Consider the following 22,342-nt stretch of genomic DNA (forward strand, 5'->3'; position numbering starts at 1 on the left):
GCCGGGAGTCCAAAGGCATCCCATCCGATGGGTTGCAGCACATTTTTACCCAACATGCGCTGGTAGCGTGCGATCACGTCGCCAATGGTGTAATTTCGCACATGCCCCATGTGTAATTTGCCACTCGGATACGGCAGCATGCACAGGGAATAAAACTTTTCTTTACTGGTGTCTTCGGTGACCTCAAAGGATTGTAGTTGGTCCCACAGGGATTGCACCCGGGATTCAATGGCTTGAGGTTGGTATTCGTTATTTGCTTCTGACATATGTACTTTCGTTTAATTTTTGGTCTATTTCACACCAAGGTGGCATAATTGATGTTTAAGCGTCGCATTATCCTTGATAATGAGGCTTAACGCACCATATTAAGCGTATCATTTCATCAGTTCGGTCTCACAACGACCCTCGCACGAATTCCTATTCCATGTCAGAAAATTCCCAAACCTTCGATCCCAGCCTGGCAACCGAGCAAGCCGAGAGCAGCGAGAGTCAGACGCTCACGCCAAGCGAAGAGAACAAGCTTAAACTCTCATCCCTGAGCAAACTTTTACAATTCTTGAAGCCCTACCCCAAACAGGTCTTTATTGCTTGCGCCGCCTTGTTATTCACCGCCGGTATCACCCTCGGCATCGGACAGGGCCTGCGTCTGGTGGTGGATAGTGGATTTGCCACAGGCTCATCTGCACAACTGTTGACCTCAATCCAAGTTCTCGGACTGCTCGCTTTATTGATGACCATTGGTGTTTTTATACGCTTCTATATGATGTCGTGGCTGGGTGAACGTGTGAGTGCCGACATTCGACAACAGGTCTTTGACCATCTGGTGCAGCTGCATCCGAGCTTTTTTGAACTCAATCGCAGCGGCGACATCATGTCACGCCTGACCACCGACACCACATTGTTACAGAATATTATCGGCAGTTCGATCTCAATGGCTTTGCGCAACATTATTATGGTCATTGGCGCATTGATCTTGTTGATCATTACCAACTGGAAACTGACCCTGATCATATTTGCCAGCGTCCCATTCATTTTTATCCCGATCTTGTTGTTTGGTAAACGTGTTAGAAAACTATCTCGCGACAGCCAGGACTCCATTGCCGATGTTGGTACCTATGCGGGCGAGATCATTCAACAAATAAAAACGGTGCAAAGTTTTACTCGCGAAGACCAAGAAAAACTGGCCTTTGGCGTGGAAGTGACCAAAGCCTTTGATGTGGCCAGAAAACGGATTGCGCAACGGGCATTTTTGATCGCCGCCGTGATCCTTATGGTCTTCGGTGGCCTGTGTGCCATGTTATGGGTTGGCGGCAACGGTGTTTTGAATGGCGTCATGAGTGCCGGTGATCTGACCGCGTTCGGTTTTTATGCTTTTCTGGTTGCGTCAGGCATGGGAACACTTTCGGAAGCCTACAGCCAGATCTTGCAAGCCATTGGCGCCACCGACCGCTTGATGCAATTAATGCATGCCGATAACGAGATTTTACCACCGGCAAAAGTCTCTCATGTTGCGAAGGATCTCTCGGCTGAATTGAGCATCGAAAATATCAGCTTTCACTACCCTTCGCGTCCGGAGATTCCGGCCCTGCAAAATTTCTCACTCGACATTCCCAATGGCCAGACTCTGGCTCTGGTGGGTCCGTCTGGTGCGGGTAAATCGACAATTTTTGAATTACTGCAACGCTTCTACGATCCACAACAAGGATCGATAAGGTTTGGTGGCACGGATATCCGGGAGCTTTCGCCACAGGATCTGCGCCAACAGATTGCTGTGGTTGCCCAACATCCGGCTTTGTTCACCGCCGATGTGAGTCATAACATTCGCTACGGTGATTCCAACGCAAGCGATGCACAGGTCATACAAGCCGCCAAGGCCGCCTACGCGCATGAATTCATTCAACAGCTTCCGCAAGGCTATGAAAGCTTTTTGGGTGAACAAGGGGTACGATTATCCGGCGGACAAAAACAACGTATTGCCATCGCCCGAGCGATACTAAAAAATCCGAGAATTTTGTTATTGGACGAAGCCACCAGTGCGCTGGACACCGAAAGTGAATATCAGGTACAACAGGCCTTGGAAAAACTGATGGAAAACCGCACCACAGTGATCATCGCGCACAGACTCTCGACCGTTCTGCACGCCGATACGATTGCCGTTATGGATGAAGGAAAGTTGGTGGCACAAGGAACACATGATGAACTCATCGCCTCGAATGCCTTGTATGCAAGACTGGCGGAGTTGCAGTTTAAATCAGGGAGTTGATTATTAAGAACAGCCTGAACGATTTAATTTTTCGGTTACAACACCGCATAGGCAATAAAGCCACCGAAGCATACGGCCAGAATTCCGGCGATTCGGACATACGGCGCCATAATTTTAGCGATCCATTCGATCAGTCGGCGTAAACGATCTCTTCCCATTATTGCTATTGCGATTGCCCCGGCCAGAAATAACCAGCCTAAAACCGTCAGGGTTACCGGATACCTGGATTGTTCGGCATACATCAATAACGCGATACCGATCACCAGTCTTACGCCAATAGCGGATACAAACAAAGCCAATGAGTTTGAATAGCGGTTTGCCAGTGTTAACACAATACCGGGCTTGACCAAAATAAGCAGACCAACCATTACTACGAAAATTGCAAAAAAAACTAATAGAATATTTAGCATTGTTTTATCACCTGGGTCTGTGTAGCAGCTTTATAAACAGCAAAAACAGTAAACACAATCCAACGATCATCCAGTTACCCAACATCACAAACGGGGTTGCGCCTTTGACTGGTTGTACCTTTGCACGCAAGACCTGCGGTTTGAATTGTTCGACAGTCGAGACGATGTTGCCTTTTTTATCAATCACTGCCGTGATGCCGTTATTGGTGGCGCGCAAGATGGGTCGTTCGGTTTCCAGGGCCCGCATGCGGGTGATCTGTAAGTGCTGATGTGGTGCCAGGGAGCCACCAAACCACGCATCATTGGAAATATTCACCAACAAATACGCCTGTGGCAACATTGCATTCACCCGATCAGTATACGCATCTTCATAACAAATGAATGCCCCGACCTGAAGATCATTCAATTGCAACACAGGCTGTTTTTTACCGCCACGCTTGATGTCACTGTAGGGCAAATTCATCATCCTTAGCCAGTTGCGGATGAACCCGGGCACTGGAAAATACTCACCAAAGGGCACCAGGTGATCTTTGTAATAGGCTTGTTCTTTAGACGTATTGAGATCGGAATCGATCACCAACAAACCGTTATAAATATCATCACCATTTTCGTTTGGTAAACGATCCAGCATTCCAACAAGTAAACTGGTGTCATCACCCAAGCGTGCCTTAACACTATTAAAATATTGCACCACATTTTGGCGCACACTGGGAATTGCGGCTTCCGGCCACACCATAAGATCGGCGTCGGCGTGCTCCACACTCAAGCGGGCGTACAATTCCATGGTTTTGGGTAATTGTTCGGGTAACCATTTTTTGTCTTGCGACACCCCGCCCTGGATCAGCGCGACACTTATTTCATTGTCAAAATCCACCGTCCACTGAGCCTGATTTAAAAAATAGCCCGACACAAACAAAGCAATCAGCGACGCACCCATGCCAATGTTCCAGGTTTTACTCGCTGAAAACATTGAAGGTAATGAAGCGATCACAAACACCCAGACAAAAGTGCAAAAATACACGCCACCCAGCGGTGCGTAACCGGCGATCGGGGTATCCAGACTTAAATACCCCAAATTCAGCCACGGAAAGCCCGACAAGAACCAGCCACGGATCCATTCCATCAGTGTCCAGAGTGCGGCGACTACAAATACCCAAGTGAGTCTGGATAACTGCATATGACTGAACCAGCTTGTTAACACATAGCCCAGACCGGAATAGTAAGCCGCCATAATGCTCACCAAACCCAGCATCACGATCAAGGCCAGCCACACCGGTGCGCCACCAAAAGTGCCAACACTGATGTATGTCCAGTATGAACCGATGAGAAAAGCCGCAAAGCCATAAATAAATCCGGTGACTTTTGCCTGTTGCGGGGTTTGTTGTTGCCAAAGATATAAAATGGCCGCGACCGACAGCATGGAAGGCACTATCAAGTAAAACGGGGCAAACCCGAAAGGCATTATTGCGCCTGCCAGTGCGGCAAACAAACGGGGATGTAGCAGAATTATTGACTGGGTCTTGGCGGCCAGGTCCTTGCGCGCAGAAACAGTCACGTCCTAGAGTTTCAGAGTTTCGTGAGTTATGGTTTTTTCACCCAGTTTGCCGCTACCGTCCACATGACTGACCTTTAAGGTGTGGATGCGACGGTTATCGACCTTATACACATGGAAAATAAAATCCTCGAATTCGAGTTCGTCTCCGACCACCGGCATGCGTCCAAGCTCGGACAAGACCAGACCTCCGATGGTGTCGTAATCCTTGTCTTCCAGTTCAACTTCGAAGTGTTGATTGAAATCTTCAATACGCGTTAGGGCACGCACCGCATACAGGTTTTCACCCTCTTTTAAAATCTCGATATCGTCGGGCACATCGTGTTCATCATCGATGTCTCCGACAATTCGTTCGAGTACATCTTCGATGGTAATGAGTCCCGCAACTCCGCCGTATTCGTCCACCACAATGGCCATGTGATTACGACTGGAACGGAATTCAGTGAGTAAGGAATTGAGGCGTTTACTTTCCGGAATAAACACCGGCGGACGCAAGCATTCGCGAATATCAAAACTCATGCGCTCGGATTTACCCAGGTATTCCGAAACGAATTTCAACATGTCTTTAGCCAGCATGATGCCGACCACTTCATCTTTGTCGTCACCGATCACCGGAAAACGCGAATGTCCGACTTCGATCACCAGACTCAGGATCTGGTCCATTGGCATGTCACGTTCCAGCACAACCATTTGCGAACGCGGGATCATGATGTCGCGGGCCTGGAGTTCGGCCACTTCGAGCACGCCATCAAGCATGTCATGCACTTCGGCGTTGATGCGGCCATCAGCCAGAGCATCGTCAATGTCGCTTTGGAAAGAATCGGTTTGAGAGCCGATATCGCGGGTGAAAAACTTTTTTAGCCGTGACCAGAAACCCGTGTGTACGGGTTCGGTCACGCTTATCGAGGGTTCGTCTGGCATTGCTGCTCTCTTGGGGAAGTCAGGGTTAATTTAACTGATAAGGGTCGGGAATGCCAAGTGCATTCAGGATGCGGATCTCCTCGGCCTCCATGTTGGCTCGCTCATTTTCTTGCTCATGATCCAGCCCCTGGACATGCAAGCAAGCATGCACCAGCATGTGCGCCCAGCGATGATTGAGGTCTTTTCCATATTTTTCAGCCTCTTGAGCCACAATTTCGGCACAGATCACGATGTCGCCCAGAATATCTATTCCGCTTCCGGGCGGCACATCGGAGGCAAAACTCAATACATTGGTGGTCTGGTCTTTGTGGCGAAAAACCCGGTTTAAGGTCTGGATTTCCGCAGTATCAACAACCCGCAGAGTGAGCTCCAGATGTTGCTTGCCATCGAGTTGTGCCGCTTGCGCCCAATGCTGCAAATCGTCATCGTCAGGAATTTGTTTGAGCAGGTCAGCGACACTTATTTCGCGCTGCACATTTAAAAGAACGGGCATGGGATAACGATCACAAAAAAATTAACAGGCTAGGCAAATTTTGGTTTAGATTTTATCGTCTTGCATGGCTTGATGACGCGCATAGGCATTTACCACGCGTTGCACCAGCGGATGTCGGACCACGTCCAGAGATTCAAAATGCGTAATACCCACGGTGTCTTCATCTTTCAAAACAACCAGAGCTTCAAGCAATCCGGACTTGGTGTGTTTTGGCAGATCGGTCTGGGTTACATCGCCCGTGACCACCGCGCGTGAGCCGTAACCTATACGGGTTAAAAACATTTTCATTTGTTCACGCGTGGTATTTTGCGCTTCATCCAGAATGACAAAACTTTCATTCAAGGTGCGGCCACGCATAAAGGCCAGAGGGGCAACTTCGATGACATTCTTTTCCATCAAGCGCTCAACTTTTTCAAACCCGAGTAATTCGTATAAGGCATCGTACATTGGACGCAAATACGGATCGATCTTGTCAGCCATATTTCCGGGCAAAAAGCCCAGGCGTTCCCCGGCTTCGACCGCAGGACGTACCAGAACAATGCGACGCACATGCCCACTGTCGAGGGCATCTACGGCACAGGCTACCGCCAGATAGGTTTTACCGGTTCCGGCCGGGCCAATACCAAAATTCAGGTCACGGGTTTGTATTTGTAAAATGTAACGTTTTTGGTTATCACCGCGGGCATGCACTTGTTTGCGTCGGGTTTTGATCGACACTTCGTGCAGCGAGTCACCCTTATTGCGATGCAAGGCCTCTTGAATCGATAAATGCACATCTTCGGGATCCAGCACGCCGGTTGCGGCTGTGATATAGAGATCCTCGATCAGGGATTTTACCCGGGTAAGTTTTTTACGTGGACCCGTAATGGTGAATTCATTACTGCGATTAGTGATCCCGACCTCAAACTGGTCAGAAATCGTCTGGATATTATGGTCGTAAGAACCACACAACAAAGCCAGACGCGTGTTGTCTTCAGGTATCAGCGTAAATGTAATTGATGAGTCGGGCAAAATATTTTCTTATGTTATTTTAATTATATGTTTTGATCTGGTCCAGCGCATCCTGCTCAGGCCGCATCACTTTCAGACTTATAGCTTAGCATGCGTCCGCGCAGAGAGTTAGTCAAAGCCTCGGTAATTTGCACATCCACAAACTGTCCGATCAGGCTTTCCGGGCCGTCAAAGTTCACCCAACGGTTATTATCGGTACGTCCCGAGATCTGGTTTTTGTCTTTAACCGAGATTTTTTCCACCAATACCCGATAGGTTTTACCAAGCATGGAATCGCTGATGGCTCGGGCTTGTTGACTGACGCGCCGTTGCAAAATTTGCAAGCGTTGTTTTTTGGTTTCCATCGGCACGTCATCAGGGAGAGACGCAGCCGGTGTGCCTGGACGTTGGCTGTAAATAAAACTGAAGGAGGCATCAAAACCCACATCGGCGATCAGATTCATGGTGCTTTCAAAATCTTTGTCACTTTCACCCGGGAAACCGATAATGAAATCGGACGACAAACTGATGTCCGGTCGTACTTCTCGCAGTTTGCGAATTTTTTGTTTGTATTCAAGCACAGTGTGTTTGCGTTTCATCAGCGACAAGATGAGGTCGGAACCGCTTTGCACCGGCAGATGTAAATAGTTTGCGAGTTTTGGCACTTCGGCAAAAGCCTGGATCAGCGCGTCGTTAAAATCAACCGGATGCGAGGTGGTGAAATGAATCCGCTCAATACCATCCACGGCTGCCACGTAATGGATCAGGGTGGCCAGATCGGCAATCGCGCCGTCGTGCATGGGGCCCAAATAGGAATTCACATTTTGCCCAAGCAGATTGATCTCTTTCACGCCCTGTTCGGCCAGCTGCACCACTTCGGCGATCACGTCGTCAAAAGGACGCGAGATCTCCTCACCCCGGGTGTAAGGCACCACACAGAAAGTGCAATATTTGCTGCAACCTTCCATAATAGAAACAAATGCGGTAGGTCCGTCGGCACGCGGTTCGGGAATGCGATCGAATTTTTCGATTTCCGGGAAACTGATATCCACCACGGCTTTTTTCTTGGCCTTGGTTTCGGCGATAAGTTCTGGCAAACGGTGTAAAGTTTGCGGTCCAAAAACCACATCCACAAATGGCGCGCGCTTAACAATCGCCTCACCTTCCTGGGAAGCAACACAACCGCCCACACCAATGACCAGATCGGGCTTATCTTGTTTCCAGTTTTTCCAACGACCGAGTTGCGAAAAGACTTTTTCCTGGGCCTTCTCACGGATCGAACAGGTGTTGAGCAGCAACACATCGGCGTCTTCCGGTGTGTCGGTGAGTTCCAGACCATTGGCTGCATTCAGCACATCCGCCATTTTGTCGGAATCGTACTCGTTCATTTGGCAGCCGTAGGTTTTGATGTAAAGTTTTGCAGTCATTTTCGGTTTCTAATGGTCTCGGAGCATTCTGCTCAAAATAGCCGCGTATTTTAGCATTTTTACCACAATAAAGTTCTGAAAAACCTGCCAATTAAATAGAAAACCGCCACCTGCTGAAATTTAGCTGGTCCATTAGTGTCTATCAGCAAAAAAATGATGGTGGCTAAAATGCAATATCTATCTGAGTAACTAACTACAGCCCCAATTGAGTGTGTGCATGTGGCATAGGTCAACCTGGGGTACAAAAAAAATAACAAATAAACGACCCGGAGAAGGCTTTGTAGGGTTCATCTGACTTGGGCTCTTGTGTGTCTCCAATTGGCTACGATTTACAAAAAATGGGATCAGAGTGTATTTTTAAATAGTTAAATATATACGTGTTTCCCGGTTATCGAAACGCAACCGTTCTATTGATAGGAATTATCTATCGTAAATCACAATAAAATCAATTGGCTCTATAAGTAAAAAGAGCTTATAGTCAGACTGTTAATCATTCACATCGTCCAATGAGGAACTCATTATGTCAGTCAGTAAATGCCCAGTGATGCATGGCACCAATAAAGCATCCGCGACCGGAAGCACTGCCAACCAGCATTGGTGGCCTGAACAGATCAATCTTAAAATACTCAGTCAAAATGCACCACAGGTCAGCCCTTTGGGTGAAGAGTTTGATTACGCGACAGAATTTAAAAAGCTCAACTTGAAAGCACTTAAAAAAGATCTCACCGATCTGATGACCGATTCTCAGGACTGGTGGCCTGCAGATTTTGGGCACTATGGAGGCTTGTTTATCCGTATGGCCTGGCACAGCGCCGGAACTTATCGTACTTATGACGGACGCGGCGGTGCACGTTCGGGTTCGCAACGTTTTGCGCCATTAAACAGTTGGCCGGACAACGGCAACCTCGATAAGGCGCGACGTTTGTTGTGGCCGCTTAAACAAAAATACGGAAATAAAATTTCCTGGGCCGACCTGATGATCCTAGCCGGGAATGTGGCGATGGAATCCATGGGTTTTAAAACCTTTGGCTTTGGCGGTGGCCGTGCCGATGTATTTGAGCCGGAAGAGGATATTTACTGGGGACCTGAAACCGAATGGTTGGATGACAAGCGCTATCTTAATAATGATGGCGGCGAAAGAGACCTCGCCACACCACTTGGCGCCGTACAAATGGGTTTGATCTATGTGAATCCGGAAGGTCCGAACGGTGAGCCTGATCCCCTGAAGTCAGCTTACGATGTACGTGATACCTTTGGCCGTATGGCGATGAACGATTATGAAACTGTTGCTCTGGTTGCCGGTGGTCACACCTTCGGTAAAGGTCATGGTGCCGGACCCGAAGAAAAAGTCGGAGTTGAACCGGAAGGCGCGCCGATGGAGAACATGGGCTTTGGCTGGATAAATTCACACGGCTCCGGGAAAGGTGGTGATACAACTACCGCTGGATTTGAAGGTGCGTGGACGGTCAATCCAACCCGATGGGATATGGGTTATTTCGATGTGCTCTTGGGTTACGACTGGGAAAAAACCACCAGTGCATCAGGACACGTGCAATGGACGCCAACCGCGGCATCCAAAGCCGATCAACCCGTTGCAGCACACGATGCATCGCGTACCGAACCATTAATGATGACCACGGCAGATATGGCGCTTAAGCTTGATCCAGAGTATGCAAAAATCTCTAAACATTTCCATGAAAATCCTGGCGAATTCGCCGATGCTTATGCGCGTGCCTGGTTCAAGCTCACACACCGCGACATGGGTCCACTCGCAAACTTTCTGGGTGAAGAAGTACCGAGCGAAGAGCTCATCTGGCAAGACCCTGTGCCGAAACATGAAGGTAAATTGGTGAGTGCCTCCGAGATCACTGAACTCAAGAAAAAGATCCTGACATCCGGACTGAGCATTCCACAACTGGTCAATACCGCTTGGGCATCTGCCTCAACTTTCCGCGGTTCAGACTTACGTGGCGGCGCAAATGGATCACGTATTCGCTTGGCACCTCAGAAGGATTGGGACGTCAACACTGCTTCCGGCGTTCCTGAAGTAATTGCCAAACTCGAAGAGATCAAAAACGATTTCTCTGGCAATGTATCGCTCGCCGATCTGATCGTTTTGGGAGGCTGTGCCGCTATAGAAAAAGCCAGTGGACAATCCGTTCCATTTTCACCAGGACGTACCGACGCCACGGATGAGCAGACCGACGTAGAGGCATTCGAAGTTTTAGAACCAAAATTCGATGGCTTCCGCAACTACAAAAAAACCCAAGACCCTCGTTCTACCGAAGCCTTGCTGGTGGATAAAGCTCAATTACTCACATTGACCGCACCGGAAATGACCGTACTGGTCGGTGGTTTACGCTCACTGGGAGCGAACGCAGCTGGCTCAACCCACGGGGTGTTTACCGATAAGGTCGGCACATTAAACAACGATTTCTTCGTTCATTTGCTGGATATGTCTATCGAATGGAAAGCGACAGATTCAACTTCTGAGGAATTTACGGGGCTGGATCGCAAGACCGGTAAGTCTAAATTCACTGCGACCCGTGCAGACCTGGTGTTTGGTTCAAATTCAATCTTGCGCTCTATCGCTGAAGTGTATGCTCAAAATGATGCACAAGACAAGTTCAAACAGGATTTTATCGCCGCCTGGAACAAGGTCATGGATCTGGATCGTTTTGATCTTAAATGAATGCTTGATATTTAAATAGGCAAGAAAAAAGACCCGGCTTCTACGGGTCTTTTTTTTATAAAAAAAAGCCACATTCTCAGAATATGGCTTTGCTAGTCGGATGAACACAGGCGGGGTCAAAACGGAATATCATCATCAAAGGAATCAAAATCCGGTGCCGGTTTAGACGATTGTTGTTGAGGCTGTGACTGATTCTTGGCTGGCGGGTTGTAATCACCCTGCCCGCCACTGGCGCCACCGCGGCTACCCAGCATTTGCATTTCATTGGCAACCACTTCGGTTGAGTAACGATCATTACCACTTTGATCTTGCCACTTACGCGTTTGCAAACGCCCTTCCACATACACTTGTGATCCTTTACGTAAATATTCACCCGCAATCTCGGCCAAACGATTGAAAAACACCACCCGATGCCATTCGGTCTTTTCGTTCATCTCGCCGGTGTTCTTGTCTTTCCAGCCCGAGGTTGTGGCAATACTGATATTGGTCACCGCGCCACCGCTCGGCAGGTATTTGGTGTCTGGGTCATTGCCCAGATTACCCACTAAAATTACTTTGTTTACCCCTCTTGCCATGCGTTTCTCCAGCCTGTTGTATCTTCAGAATTAAATAAAATAGCCATCTATTTTACCCAGTTTGGCTCACTCGAGTACACCTGATTACAGCATTTAGACAGACATTTGAGTAATTATTTTCTCTGCCTGTAGAAAATTGCGGCAACTGCGAAAAAAGTCGCACATTGCTTGCCAAAAAGTCCGAAAAAAGCGTATATTGATGGATTGCCTGAAATTCAACGAAGTACATCCAAATTCCATTCTGAGCCACTCTTACCACCATGCCATTAGATACTATCCACATTCGCGGCGCCCGCACCCACAATCTTAAAAACATTGATTTGGAATTGCCCCGCGAAAAACTCATTGTCATTACCGGCCTCTCGGGCTCGGGAAAGTCTTCATTGGCCTTCGACACAATTTACGCCGAAGGGCAACGTCGTTATGTGGAATCGCTCTCTTCTTACGCGCGTCAATTTTTGTCGATGATGGATAAACCCGAAGTAGACCAGATCGAAGGTTTGTCGCCGGCCATTTCCATTGAACAAAAATCCACATCCCACAATCCACGTTCTACCGTGGGCACCGTGACCGAGATCTACGATTACTTGCGTCTGTTGTTTGCCCGCGCCGGTATACCGCGGTGTCCTGACCATGGCAACGACCTAGAGGCGCAAACCGTGAGTCAAATGGTCGATATAGTGCTGCGCTTGCCGGAAGGCTCTAAGTTAATGATGCTGGCACCTGTGATCGATGATCGTAAAGGCGAACACGTTCAATTGATGCAGGAATTACTCAGCCAGGGTTTTATACGCGCACGCATTGACGGTGAAGTGTATGAACTGGATGATCCTCCGCAACTGGATTTACGTAAAAAACACACCATTGAAGCCGTGGTCGATCGCTTTAAAGTTCGCGATGACATGAAACAACGCTTGGCCGAATCGTTTGAAACTACTCTGGCCTTGTCGGGTGGGATTGCCAAAATCGTTGACATGGACGACGGCGAGGCTGAAGAAATTTTATTCTCGGACAAGTTCGCCTGTCCGCAATGCGGTTACGCCCTGACCGAACTGGAACCGCGCTTGTTTTCTTTTAATAACCCGGTGGGTGCGTGCAACACTTGTGACGGACTCGGTACTGACCAGTATTTTGACCCCGACCGCGTGGTCATGAACGCCAACCTGAGTCTGGCTGGCGGGGCTATCCGTGGCTGGGACCGCAGAAATTCCTATTATTTCCAACTCATCAAATCCCTGGCCAAACATTACAAGTTTGACTTTGAAACCCCGTTTAACAAGCTCACGAAAAAACTGCAAAAAATCCTGCTCTATGGCAGCGGCACTACCGCCATCAAGTTTGAATACCTCAGCACTAATGGTCGCGGCTTTAACCGCACCCATCCTTTTGAGGGCATTATTCCAAACCTGCAACGTCGTTATCGCGAGACCACTTCAAATGCGGTACGTGATGAACTGTCCAAATACCTCAGTTCGCGTGCCTGTGACGATTGCAGCGGAACCCGTTTAAACCGGTCTTCTCGCAATGTGTTCGTAACCAATAAAAACATTGCCGACATTACCGGTCTGGCCATCGGCGATGCCAAACGCTTTGTTGAAAATCTGGTGATCCCGGGTTGGCGCGGGGAAGTAGCCAGTAAGATTTTAAAAGAGATTGATGAACGCCTGCGTTTTCTGGTTGATGTTGGCCTGGATTACTTAACTTTGGAACGCAGTGCCGAGACTCTTTCGGGCGGTGAAGCACAACGCATTCGCCTGGCCTCGCAGATCGGTTCGGGGCTGGTGGGTGTGATGTATATTCTGGATGAGCCCTCGATCGGACTGCATCAGCGTGATAACGACCGTTTGCTAAAAACCCTCACCCACTTACGTGACATCGGCAATACCGTAATTGTGGTCGAACACGACGAAGATGCCATTCTGAGTGCCGATCATGTGGTAGACATGGGTCCGGGTGCTGGCATTCATGGCGGCGAAGTGATCGCACAAGGCACCCCGGCCACGATCAAGAACAGCAAAAGGTCGGTGACCGGAAAATACCTCTCGGGCAAACTTAATATCGAGGCACCCGCTGAATTGACCCGCTATGATGAAAAACGCGTGGTGACGATTGAAAAGGCCACAGGCAATAATCTCAAAAACCTGAGCGTGGACATTCCCGTGGGTTTATTTACTTGCGTAACCGGGGTATCCGGGTCGGGCAAGTCCACTCTGATCAATGACACCTTATACAAATATTGCGCGCGCCACTTGAATAATGCCAGCACCAATCACGCGCCGTGCAAAGCCATTAAAGGCACCCAGCATTTAGACAAGGTAATCGATATCAGTCAAAGTCCGATCGGGCGTACGCCACGTTCCAATCCGGCAACTTATACAGGACTGTTCACCCCGATCCGGGAGTTGTTCTCGAATACTCCTGAGGCACGTGCACGCGGCTACAAGCCCGGACGTTTCAGTTTTAATGTCAAAGGCGGTCGTTGTGAAGCCTGTCAGGGTGATGGCCTGTTGAAAGTGGAAATGCACTTTTTACCCGACGTGTATGTACCGTGTGATGTGTGTAAAGGCAAACGTTACAACCGTGAAACCCTGGACATTCGTTATAAAGGCAAAAATATTCACGAAGTTTTGAATATGACCATTGAGAACGCCAATGTGTTCTTCAGAAATATTCCGGTTATCGCCAAAAAACTCAACACCTTGATGGATGTCGGCTTAAGTTATATCCGGCTGGGACAAAACGCCACAACCCTCTCGGGTGGTGAAGCACAACGCGTGAAACTGGCCAAAGAACTGGCCAAGCGCAGCACCGGAAAAACCCTGTACATTCTGGATGAACCCACCACCGGCTTGCATTTCCACGACATTGCCCAACTCTTGAAAGTTTTGCACCGCTTGCGTGATGAAGGCAATACCCTGGTTGTTATTGAACATAACCTGGACGTGATCAAAACCGCCGACTGGGTAATCGACCTGGGTCCCGAAGGTGGTGACAAGGGCGGCACATTGTTATGCACCGGCACACCACAGCAAGTCTCCACAGAAAAAGCTTCCTATACCGGCGCTTATTTAAAACCTTTATTTGCAAAACCCAAGAATAAAAAAAGGGCCTGATTCTCATCAAGCCCTGAATTTATAACGCTTTAGTTAAAATTTATTCTGGATCGGTTTCTTCAGCAGGCATGGAAACCACCTTGCTGCCATCGGTCTGTTCAATGACTTGGCCGGGCGTTTGCATGTAGTCTTTGAGGTCCTTGTCACCCACTACAATTTTAATTGCACTTGGTTTTTGATTCACGGCATTTTTATCACGTATCGTCAGGAACTGAATGCCTTCTTGTTGTGGAACAACAGTGATCTTTCGAGTATCCGCCTCACCCAGTGCATTTAACTGGACTTCGGCGAGCGCATTACTGGTCAGGCTCAAACCTGGCGTGGTAGAAAACTCGGTCAGCAATTGGCTATTAGCCTGGCCCTTTAAATCAATCTCGATCTCGAAAGGCACACCAACCTTGGCACGTTCGGAAGAAGTGCGATGGCTGAATTTCAATGCGGACGCACCCTGCTTGAATTGTTGCATAGCAGGTTTTTGCTCTTGTGATTCCTGTTGTTGTGATGCGGCCATCTTGTCAGTACTTGCTGAACTTGATGCATCAGTTGTCTCAATTTTGGATTGCTGACATCCAAACAAAAACAAGATTGGTAAAAGTAAATATAATTTTTTCATGTAATCACCTTAATTGGAGATAATTGGTAAATAAGTTGTTCAGGGTGCTGTCACAATTTCAACAGTAAAGCATTCGTCACTTGAATTGGCGGTATTGCCCCTGAAAGTGTTATCGAATTCATACACTTCGGCCGTGTAATTCCCGGCCGTCATGGTAAAAGTGCTGTCACCGGCATCACCCGGGTCTCCATCACCGCCTGGAGCGGCGAAGAATCCGGTATCTTGTCCCATTTGATAGATGGGCATGTCGATATCCTGGGTGGCTCCTGATGACACCAGAAATGAATAATTGCCATTCGACGGAATGGTGAAATAAACAAAACGGAAGTTGGATAATTTGTTACCGCTATTGGCCGTTTGACCTGTACTGTCATAATCATCGACCGAACAAAGTTGTTTAAAACCGCCATCGACCACCAGCTCGGTATACACGGGCAAGACATTACTACTGGGCACCGCACCCGCATCATTGGTTTCATTTAATCCATAAATCCCGTCACCGGTGATGGACTGTCCGGCCAAAATGGCATTAATGGCGACCGTATCGCCAGAATTTTGTTGACGTAAATATTCAGAAAAACTAAAAATGCTTGTAAACGCTTCGGTCGTTATCTGCAGGCCGGTTAATACTTCATAGATAGGTGCAAGACCCAGACTTAATGTATCAACACCATCGTCTGCACTGTCATAAAAGTCATACAAAGCGGATTGCACACTGCCTTCACTGTACCAACCCGGATTACTCCAGCTGTTGGATTCCATATTAAAACTGAATCCTTGCGACTGCTGACTATCCAGGGAATCGCGATAAAAGGTGTCGTCAGTAATGATAGCCGACCAGGCATTACCAAATCCTTCGCCAAAGGCCACACGCATATCGAGTCGATCACCACCTGCGTGAGCGCCACCAAGGCTGTCGGAACGTGACAATACATTCTCAAAATAATGCCCCCACTCATGCACAACTACATGGCCGTCGTATTCATCGGTATCCACATCCTGGGTTCCGAGTATAAAGAACTGGGGTCCGGCGAATTCGGCAGCGGAAGACGGGAAAGTCGAATAGAACGAGGTACCAATGTCGCCATTGCGTAAATTGGTCAATTGGTCAGATGAGCCGCTTGTCGGGCTGTTATTAACACTCCAGTTGACATCCACTGAAGGCATTGTCAAATTCGGATCAACCGCCAGCAACTTCAGTTTGCCGTCTACCAACCGATCAAGAATATGGAAAGGTGCAGCTGCTCGCGCACCGGTATAACTGCTGCCACCCCAACCCGAACCGGCATTCATAGTGGGACGATTTATGTCACTGGTTAGTACCTCAAAACTTGAGCCATCGAGGGCATATATCGCCTGACTATTGGTGTTGTCAACAACCAACACATCCCAGCTGGCCGCTCCGGTGAGCAGCGTACGTGCCTTAATTCGGACAAAATAGCTCCCGCTATTCGGATTGACGGTGAAGGAATAATTCCCGTCAATATCGGTTAAGTCACTGTGTATTATTGTTGCACCTTGAATCAGCTCAACAACCGCACGGCGAATCGGGTCTTGAGTAGTACCAGCATAATTCAAACCATTGGTCACGGTATTGTGTGGCACGTTATCGTAAGTCGCCTTTCCTGTGATAGTGACAGAGCTTGGTGCAGGTGACACAATGACATCTACACTATCGCTAGCACTCGACCCCTCGTTATCGGTGACCACTAACTCAAAGGTATAAGTGGTATCCGCAGTGACAACAGGTGCGGTAAAACTGGCCATCGCCATCGTGGCATTATTGATACTCACCATTTCAGGTCCTGCAGTTTGACTCCAGGCGTAAGATATAATTGTGCCGTCAATGTCAGACGAATTTGAACCATCAAGGTTTACAACCTGGTTTGAAGTTGCGCTTTGATCAGCACCCGCGTCTGCAGTTGGTGGAATATTCAGTGTCGGAACAGGATTAACGGTAATCTCGACAACATCGGCGGTACTGTCTGTACCACGATCATCGGTTACGACCAGTGAAAAAGTCAATATCTCCTGACTACTGATAGCCGGAGAGGTAAAACTCGGGGTGGCTGTGTCGGCTCCGCTTAAAGTCACGTTCTGTCCCCCCGTTTGTGTCCAGACATAGGCGGCAACAGAACCATCCGGATCAGAGCTACCAGCACCATCAAGATTAACTGTGCTTTGTTCATCAACACTTTGATCGGGGCCAGCATTTGCCATAGGCGACTGATTGGTGGTGTTGACGGTAATACTGACTGAGTCACTTCCCGTTGCGCCGTCATCATCAGTGACGGTCAAAGTCAGGACTACTGTGACACTACTGGCATTTCCTGTTGACGGGGCATCAAAAGTCGGCGCTGCTATTGATGCATCCGACAAGGTCACAGTCGGGCCAGAAGATTGCGTCCAGGCAAAACTGCTAATCGTGCCATCGGAATCACTACCGGTACCGGCCAGTGTCACGGTGGTATTTTCATCCACACTCTGGTCAGGTCCAGCATTAGACGTAGGCGCGGTATTCACAGGTGGTGGCGGTGGAGTACTGCCACCACCGCCCCCGCCGCCACAGGCGCTGAGGAATAAACAAACTAAAACGAGTTGTGCCAATTGAAGTGATTTTTTCATAATTTGTTTTATTTTGATGGGGTTTAAATAAACATTTGATTAAGTGCTTTTATTGTTATTAGCAGAATAAAGCCTGCCGCTGTACTTAAACTGAACAACGATTATACGGGCTCGAAAAAGGAAAATACTGTATAAATTATCTGTAAATACAATAAGTTACAGTTGATTACAATTTGGGCACAAAAAAACCGGCTGATGCCGGTTTTTTGCATTCATTTCGACGATTAATCAGTCGTCGCTTAACTCGACCAACTGAATAATAGCCATTGGGGCTGCATCGCCGGGACGATGACCGGTTTTCAAAATACGGGTATAACCACCCGGACGCTCTTTGAAACGTGGCGCGATCTCAAACAATTTACCCACAGCAACTTTGCTACGTAATTTGTCAAAAGCACGACGGCGGGTTGCAACGGTGTCGTTCTTGGCCATTGTGATTAATGGCTCAACGACACGGCGTAGCTCTTTGGCTTTGGGCACGGTTGTTTTAATGGTTTCATGCTCAAACAATGATGCCGCCATATTACGGAACATGGCATGACGATGACTGCTGTTGCGATTTAGTTGACGACCACTCTTACGATGTCGCATGGTATTACCTCAAATTCTTTGTTAGTTGTTACTACGATTTTTAATCGTGCTTTAAATTAGCCGGTGGCCAGTTTTCAATTTTGGTACCCAGGGCCAAACCGTTTTCAGACAATACGTCCTTGATCTCGGTTAACGATTTTTTACCCAGGTTTGGTGTACGTAATAATTCAACTTCCGTACGTTGCACCAGATCACCAATATAAATAATATTTTCCGCTTTCAGGCAGTTTGCCGAACGCACGGTTAATTCCAGTTCATCAACAGGACGCAGCAGAATCGGATCAACATAAACATCTGCCGCCTGACCTTCAACTTCTTCCTGGCCTTCAAGGTCAACAAAAATCTCCAATTGATCTTTCAGGATAGAACCCGCATGACGAATCGCTTCTTCTGGATCGATGGTACCGTTGGTTTCCACATCGATGATCAATTTGTCGAGGTTGGTGCGTTGTTCAACACGCGCCGCATCTACTTTGTAACTGACCTTCAATACCGGACTGTAAGACGCGTCCAGTTGCAGACTACCGATCTCGGCGGTTTGCTCTTCAAACCCGGTACGTGCAGCAGCTGGTTGATAGCCACGACCACGTTGGATCTTCAAGGTCATTTTTAATTCAGCATTATCCGACAAGGTCGCGATCACCAGGTCCGGGTTCATGACTTCGATATCATGATCAAGCTGAATGTCGCTAGCCAATACCTGACCAGGACCTTTTTTGTGCAAGATCAATTCGGCTGATTCACGGTTATGCATTTTCAAGGCGACAAGTTTGAGATTCAAAAGAATATCAACCACATCTTCCTGCACACCTTCAATACTGGTGTACTCGTGCAAAACGCCTTCTATGTTGGCTTCGGTAATTGCCGCGCCAGGCATAGATGACAACAAAATACGACGTAAGGCATTACCCAGGGTGTGCCCGAAACCACGCTCGAAAGGCTCGATTGTGATCCGTGCATTGTGATCATTCTGTGCATCGATCTTAACGATACGTGGCTTTAAAAATTCTGCAACTGATCCCAGCATGTGAGATAACCTCTTTAATGAATGTACTAAATCTGTTTAAATTCTTTAGATACTGAATAGAACGATCCGGATTATTTGGAATACAATTCCACAACCAGATTTTCGTTAACGTCTGGCAATATCTCGTCACGCTCTGGAACTGCCTTGAACACACCGCTCATGCCTTTAGTATCCACTTCCACCCACTCCGGAAAACCGCGTTGACCGGCAATTTCCAAAGCTGTCAGAATACGGTCTTGTTTGCGAGATTTTTCACGCACACTTATCGTGTCACCGGCCGCAACAACGTAGGAAGGAATATTGACAATCTGCTCACCAACCTGGATGCCTTTATGGCTAACCAGTTGACGGGCTTCGGCACGGGTTGATGCAAAACCCATGCGATAAACCACGTTATCCAGACGCGTTTCCAGAAGTTTCAACAGGTTTTCACCGGTCGCACCACGGGTTTTAGCCGCTTTTTTGTAGTAGTTACGGAATTGCTTTTCCAGCACACCGTACATACGACGTAATTTTTGTTTTTCACGCAACTGCAAACCGTATTCAGAGATACGTGCACGGCCTTGACCGTTACCACCCGGTTTTACCTGGGCTTTACATTTATCTTCAAGACTGCGAATACCGCTTTTCAGAAAAAGATCGGTGCCTTCGCGACGTGCTAGTTTACAGGTTGGTCCAGTATATCTTGCCATAATTGTTCTCCTTTAAACGCGACGGCGTTTAGGCGGACGACAGCCATTGTGAGGAATCGGGGTAATATCACGGATTGACGTTACATTCAGTCCGATGTTATTCAGTGAACGTACTGCAGACTCACGACCAGGGCCGGGTCCGTTAACACGCACTTCTACGTTTTTAACACCGTATTCTTTAGCTGCGTTTCCGGCACGCTCGGCAGCCACACCGGCTGCGAATGGTGTGCTTTTACGCGAACCGCGAAAACCTGAACCGCCAGCTGTTGCCCAGGACAGGGCATTACCTTGACGATCAGTAATGGTCACAATGGTGTTATTAAATGACGCATTGATGTGGGCAATGCCCTCAACAACTGTCTTTTTAATCTTCTTTTTACGTGGCGCTTTTGCCATAACAAATTACCTGATGCTATTACTTAGTTTAAATGTTGAAACTGTTTATTTACGGATAGGACGACGCGGACCTTTTCGGGTGCGCGCATTGGTCTTGGTACGCTGGCCACGCAATGGCAAGCCACGGCGATGACGAATACCACGGTAGCAACCCAAATCCATCAAACGTTTGATGTCCATGGATATTTCACGACGCAGATCACCCTCAACGGTGAAGCTGCCAACCTGGTTACGCAAATTAGCGACTTCATCATCGGTCAGGTCGCGAACCTTGGTAGTACCATCAACACCGGCCGCGTCACATATCTTTTGTGAACGAGTTGGGCCAATGCCATAGATGCTACGCAGTGCGATCACTGTGTGTTTGTTTGCAGGAATGTTTATACCAGCTATACGAGCCATAAATCTTACTCCGAACCCTTTTTACAGGTTTTACTTTCTCTCTTGTTCAATCTTCGTTAATTAAATTCTTTGACAATAAAAATGCAGACAACCTTAACCCTGACGCTGTTTATGGCGCGGGTCGGTGCAGATCACACGCACTTGACGATTGCGTCTGATGACTTTGCAGTTGCGACAAATTTTCTTGACTGAAGCACGTACTTTCATAATTGTCTCCTGGACAGCTACATTGCATTAACAATGTGCTTATTTGCCCTTGTTCTTGCCTTTTTTCTTGCCAGTGAAGTTTGATTTTTTCATCAAGCCTTCGTATTGGTGTGACATTGCATGAGCTTGCAGTTGTGACATGAAGTCCATAAATACCACCACAATGATCAGCAACGAGGTTCCGCCGAAATAAAACGGCACATTAAATTTCAAAATTAAAAATTCGGGTATCAGACACACAATGGTGACATAGATCGCTGCCCAGAAGGTCAGACGCGTTAATACCTTATCAATGTATTCACCGGTTTGTTTACCTGGACGAATACCCGGGATAAATGCTCCTGAACGCTTGAGGTTATCGGCGATCTCTTCCGGTTTTTGCACTAAAGCTACCCAGAAAAAACAGAATCCGACGATCATGGCGGTATACAGCATGATGTACAAAGGTTTTCCGGGGCTGATCTTGTCCGAAATATCCTGTAACCACGAAAACGATGAACTGGTTCCCGCGAAACTGGCAATCGTTACCGGCAACAGGATCAGACTCGAGGCAAAGATCGGTGCCATTACGCCCGACATGTTGACCTTGAATGGCAAGTGACTGCTTTGACCCGCCATCATGCGACGACCTTGCATACGCTTGGCATAGTTAACCGCAATCTTGCGTAAGGCGCGTTCGAAGTAACAAACTCCGTAGATCACAACCAAGACACCAAGGAATATTAACAAGGCCGCAATCGACGAAAGCTGACCGTTATTGACCAGGGTGACCGAGTTACCAAACGCACCAGGCAGTCCGGCTACGATACTGGCAAGAATCAGTAAGGAAATTCCATTACCAATACCCCGCTCTGTAATTTGCTCGCCCAACCACATCAGGAACAAGGCTCCGGTGACCAAAGACACCACCGCAATGACCATGAATTGTGGTCCGGGGTTCATGGCAATACCCTGATTCTGCAAAGCGATCGAGGTAAAAAATGCCTGAACCGAGGCCAATCCGAGTGTGCCATAACGCGTATACGTGGTCAGTTTGCGTTGACCAGCCTGGCCTTCTTTTTTCAATTCCATAAAGCGTGGAACCATTGCCGTTAACATTTGCACCACAATCGCGGTGGTAATGTAAGGCATGATGCCCAGCGCAAAAATACTTAAACGTTCCAGTGCGCCACCACTGAACATATTCATGACTTCAAAAATACCACCCTGGCCACTGCCAAGATCGAGAAGCTCACGAAAACGCTGTGGGTCTACACCTGGTACCGGAATAAACGTACCAATGCGGTAAACCAATAGGGCGCCCAGCAAGAAAAAGATCCGCCCTCTCAATTCCTTGAGACGCGATCCTGTCAT

General features: G+C 47.9%; 20 protein-coding genes. 3 read left to right on the plus strand and 17 right to left on the minus strand.

The annotated features are described in order from the left end of the window. Positions 1-266: class I tRNA ligase family protein (locus HKN88_00655; GenBank protein NNC96561.1), on the minus strand; the 266-nt coding region annotated here is incomplete at its 3' end. Positions 267-424: 158 nt separating this feature from the next. Here HKN88_00655 and HKN88_00660 point away from each other — a divergent pair. Further along, positions 425-2,263 carry an ATP-binding cassette domain-containing protein gene (locus HKN88_00660; protein ID NNC96562.1) on the plus strand — a complete coding sequence of 613 codons (1,839 nt, stop codon included), beginning with the start codon at positions 425-427 and terminating at the stop codon, positions 2,261-2,263. 35 nt (positions 2,264-2,298) lie between these two features. Here the strand turns inward: HKN88_00660 and HKN88_00665 are convergent, their stop codons facing one another. The 6 genes from HKN88_00665 to miaB are packed head-to-tail and all read right to left on the minus strand — an operon-like array spanning position 2,299 to position 8,056. After that, entirely contained in the window at positions 2,299-2,631 is a 333-nt protein-coding gene (locus tag HKN88_00665; GenBank protein ID NNC96563.1) for a hypothetical protein, read from the minus strand. A 49-nt stretch (positions 2,632-2,680) separates the two neighbouring features. Beyond that, positions 2,681-4,228 carry an apolipoprotein N-acyltransferase gene (lnt, locus tag HKN88_00670; protein NNC96564.1) on the minus strand — a complete coding sequence of 516 codons (1,548 nt, stop codon included), beginning with the start codon at positions 4,226-4,228 and terminating at the stop codon, positions 2,681-2,683. A gap of 3 nt (positions 4,229-4,231) precedes the next feature. Beyond that, positions 4,232-5,146: a CBS domain-containing protein gene (locus HKN88_00675; GenBank protein ID NNC96565.1), complete on the minus strand. Its 915-nt coding sequence runs from the start codon at positions 5,144-5,146 to the stop codon at positions 4,232-4,234. A 25-nt stretch (positions 5,147-5,171) separates the two neighbouring features. Further along, entirely contained in the window at positions 5,172-5,639 is a 468-nt protein-coding gene (ybeY, locus tag HKN88_00680) for an rRNA maturation RNase YbeY (protein ID NNC96566.1), read from the minus strand. 45 nt (positions 5,640-5,684) lie between these two features. Next, positions 5,685-6,650 carry a PhoH family protein gene (locus tag HKN88_00685; GenBank protein NNC96567.1) on the minus strand — a complete coding sequence of 322 codons (966 nt, stop codon included), beginning with the start codon at positions 6,648-6,650 and terminating at the stop codon, positions 5,685-5,687. Positions 6,651-6,706: 56 nt separating this feature from the next. Further along, entirely contained in the window at positions 6,707-8,056 is a 1,350-nt protein-coding gene (gene miaB, locus HKN88_00690; GenBank protein ID NNC96568.1) for a tRNA (N6-isopentenyl adenosine(37)-C2)-methylthiotransferase MiaB, read from the minus strand. 520 nt (positions 8,057-8,576) lie between these two features. Between miaB and katG the strand changes: the two genes are divergently transcribed. Continuing rightward, positions 8,577-10,748 carry a catalase/peroxidase HPI gene (katG, locus tag HKN88_00695; protein ID NNC96569.1) on the plus strand — a complete coding sequence of 724 codons (2,172 nt, stop codon included), beginning with the start codon at positions 8,577-8,579 and terminating at the stop codon, positions 10,746-10,748. Positions 10,749-10,864: 116 nt separating this feature from the next. Here katG and ssb read toward each other — a convergent pair whose 3' ends face one another. Continuing rightward, complete coding sequence (ssb, locus tag HKN88_00700; protein NNC96570.1) at positions 10,865-11,323, minus strand: single-stranded DNA-binding protein; 459 nt, start codon at positions 11,321-11,323, stop codon at positions 10,865-10,867. A gap of 260 nt (positions 11,324-11,583) precedes the next feature. Between ssb and uvrA the strand changes: the two genes are divergently transcribed. Then, on the plus strand, positions 11,584-14,436 hold the full coding sequence (gene uvrA / locus HKN88_00705; protein ID NNC96571.1) for an excinuclease ABC subunit UvrA: 2,853 nt from the start codon (positions 11,584-11,586) through the stop codon (positions 14,434-14,436). Between the two features lie 40 nt (positions 14,437-14,476). Here the strand turns inward: uvrA and HKN88_00710 are convergent, their stop codons facing one another. The 9 genes from HKN88_00710 to secY form a co-directional block, all read right to left on the minus strand. After that, positions 14,477-15,049: a hypothetical protein gene (locus HKN88_00710; protein NNC96572.1), complete on the minus strand. Its 573-nt coding sequence runs from the start codon at positions 15,047-15,049 to the stop codon at positions 14,477-14,479. A gap of 39 nt (positions 15,050-15,088) precedes the next feature. Further along, a complete protein-coding gene (locus HKN88_00715) occupies positions 15,089-17,674 on the minus strand; it encodes a hypothetical protein (GenBank protein NNC96573.1) in 2,586 nt (861 codons plus the stop codon). Between the two features lie 228 nt (positions 17,675-17,902). After that, a complete protein-coding gene (gene rplQ / locus HKN88_00720; protein ID NNC96574.1) occupies positions 17,903-18,265 on the minus strand; it encodes a 50S ribosomal protein L17 in 363 nt (120 codons plus the stop codon). A gap of 40 nt (positions 18,266-18,305) precedes the next feature. Beyond that, positions 18,306-19,292, minus strand: a complete 987-nt coding sequence (rpoA, locus tag HKN88_00725; protein NNC96575.1) for a DNA-directed RNA polymerase subunit alpha — start codon at positions 19,290-19,292, stop codon at positions 18,306-18,308. Between the two features lie 71 nt (positions 19,293-19,363). Continuing rightward, entirely contained in the window at positions 19,364-19,984 is a 621-nt protein-coding gene (gene rpsD / locus HKN88_00730) for a 30S ribosomal protein S4 (GenBank protein NNC96576.1), read from the minus strand. Positions 19,985-19,996: 12 nt separating this feature from the next. Then, positions 19,997-20,380, minus strand: coding sequence for a 30S ribosomal protein S11 (rpsK, locus tag HKN88_00735; protein ID NNC96577.1), 384 nt, complete (start codon positions 20,378-20,380; stop codon positions 19,997-19,999). 45 nt (positions 20,381-20,425) lie between these two features. After that, positions 20,426-20,782: a 30S ribosomal protein S13 gene (rpsM, locus tag HKN88_00740; GenBank protein NNC96578.1), complete on the minus strand. Its 357-nt coding sequence runs from the start codon at positions 20,780-20,782 to the stop codon at positions 20,426-20,428. A gap of 93 nt (positions 20,783-20,875) precedes the next feature. Further along, a complete protein-coding gene (gene rpmJ / locus HKN88_00745) occupies positions 20,876-20,989 on the minus strand; it encodes a 50S ribosomal protein L36 (GenBank protein ID NNC96579.1) in 114 nt (37 codons plus the stop codon). A 39-nt stretch (positions 20,990-21,028) separates the two neighbouring features. Beyond that, entirely contained in the window at positions 21,029-22,342 is a 1,314-nt protein-coding gene (gene secY, locus HKN88_00750) for a preprotein translocase subunit SecY (GenBank protein NNC96580.1), read from the minus strand.

The organism is Gammaproteobacteria bacterium (genome assembly GCA_013001575.1).
Taxonomy (GTDB): domain Bacteria; phylum Pseudomonadota; class Gammaproteobacteria; order Steroidobacterales; family JABDMI01; genus JABDMI01.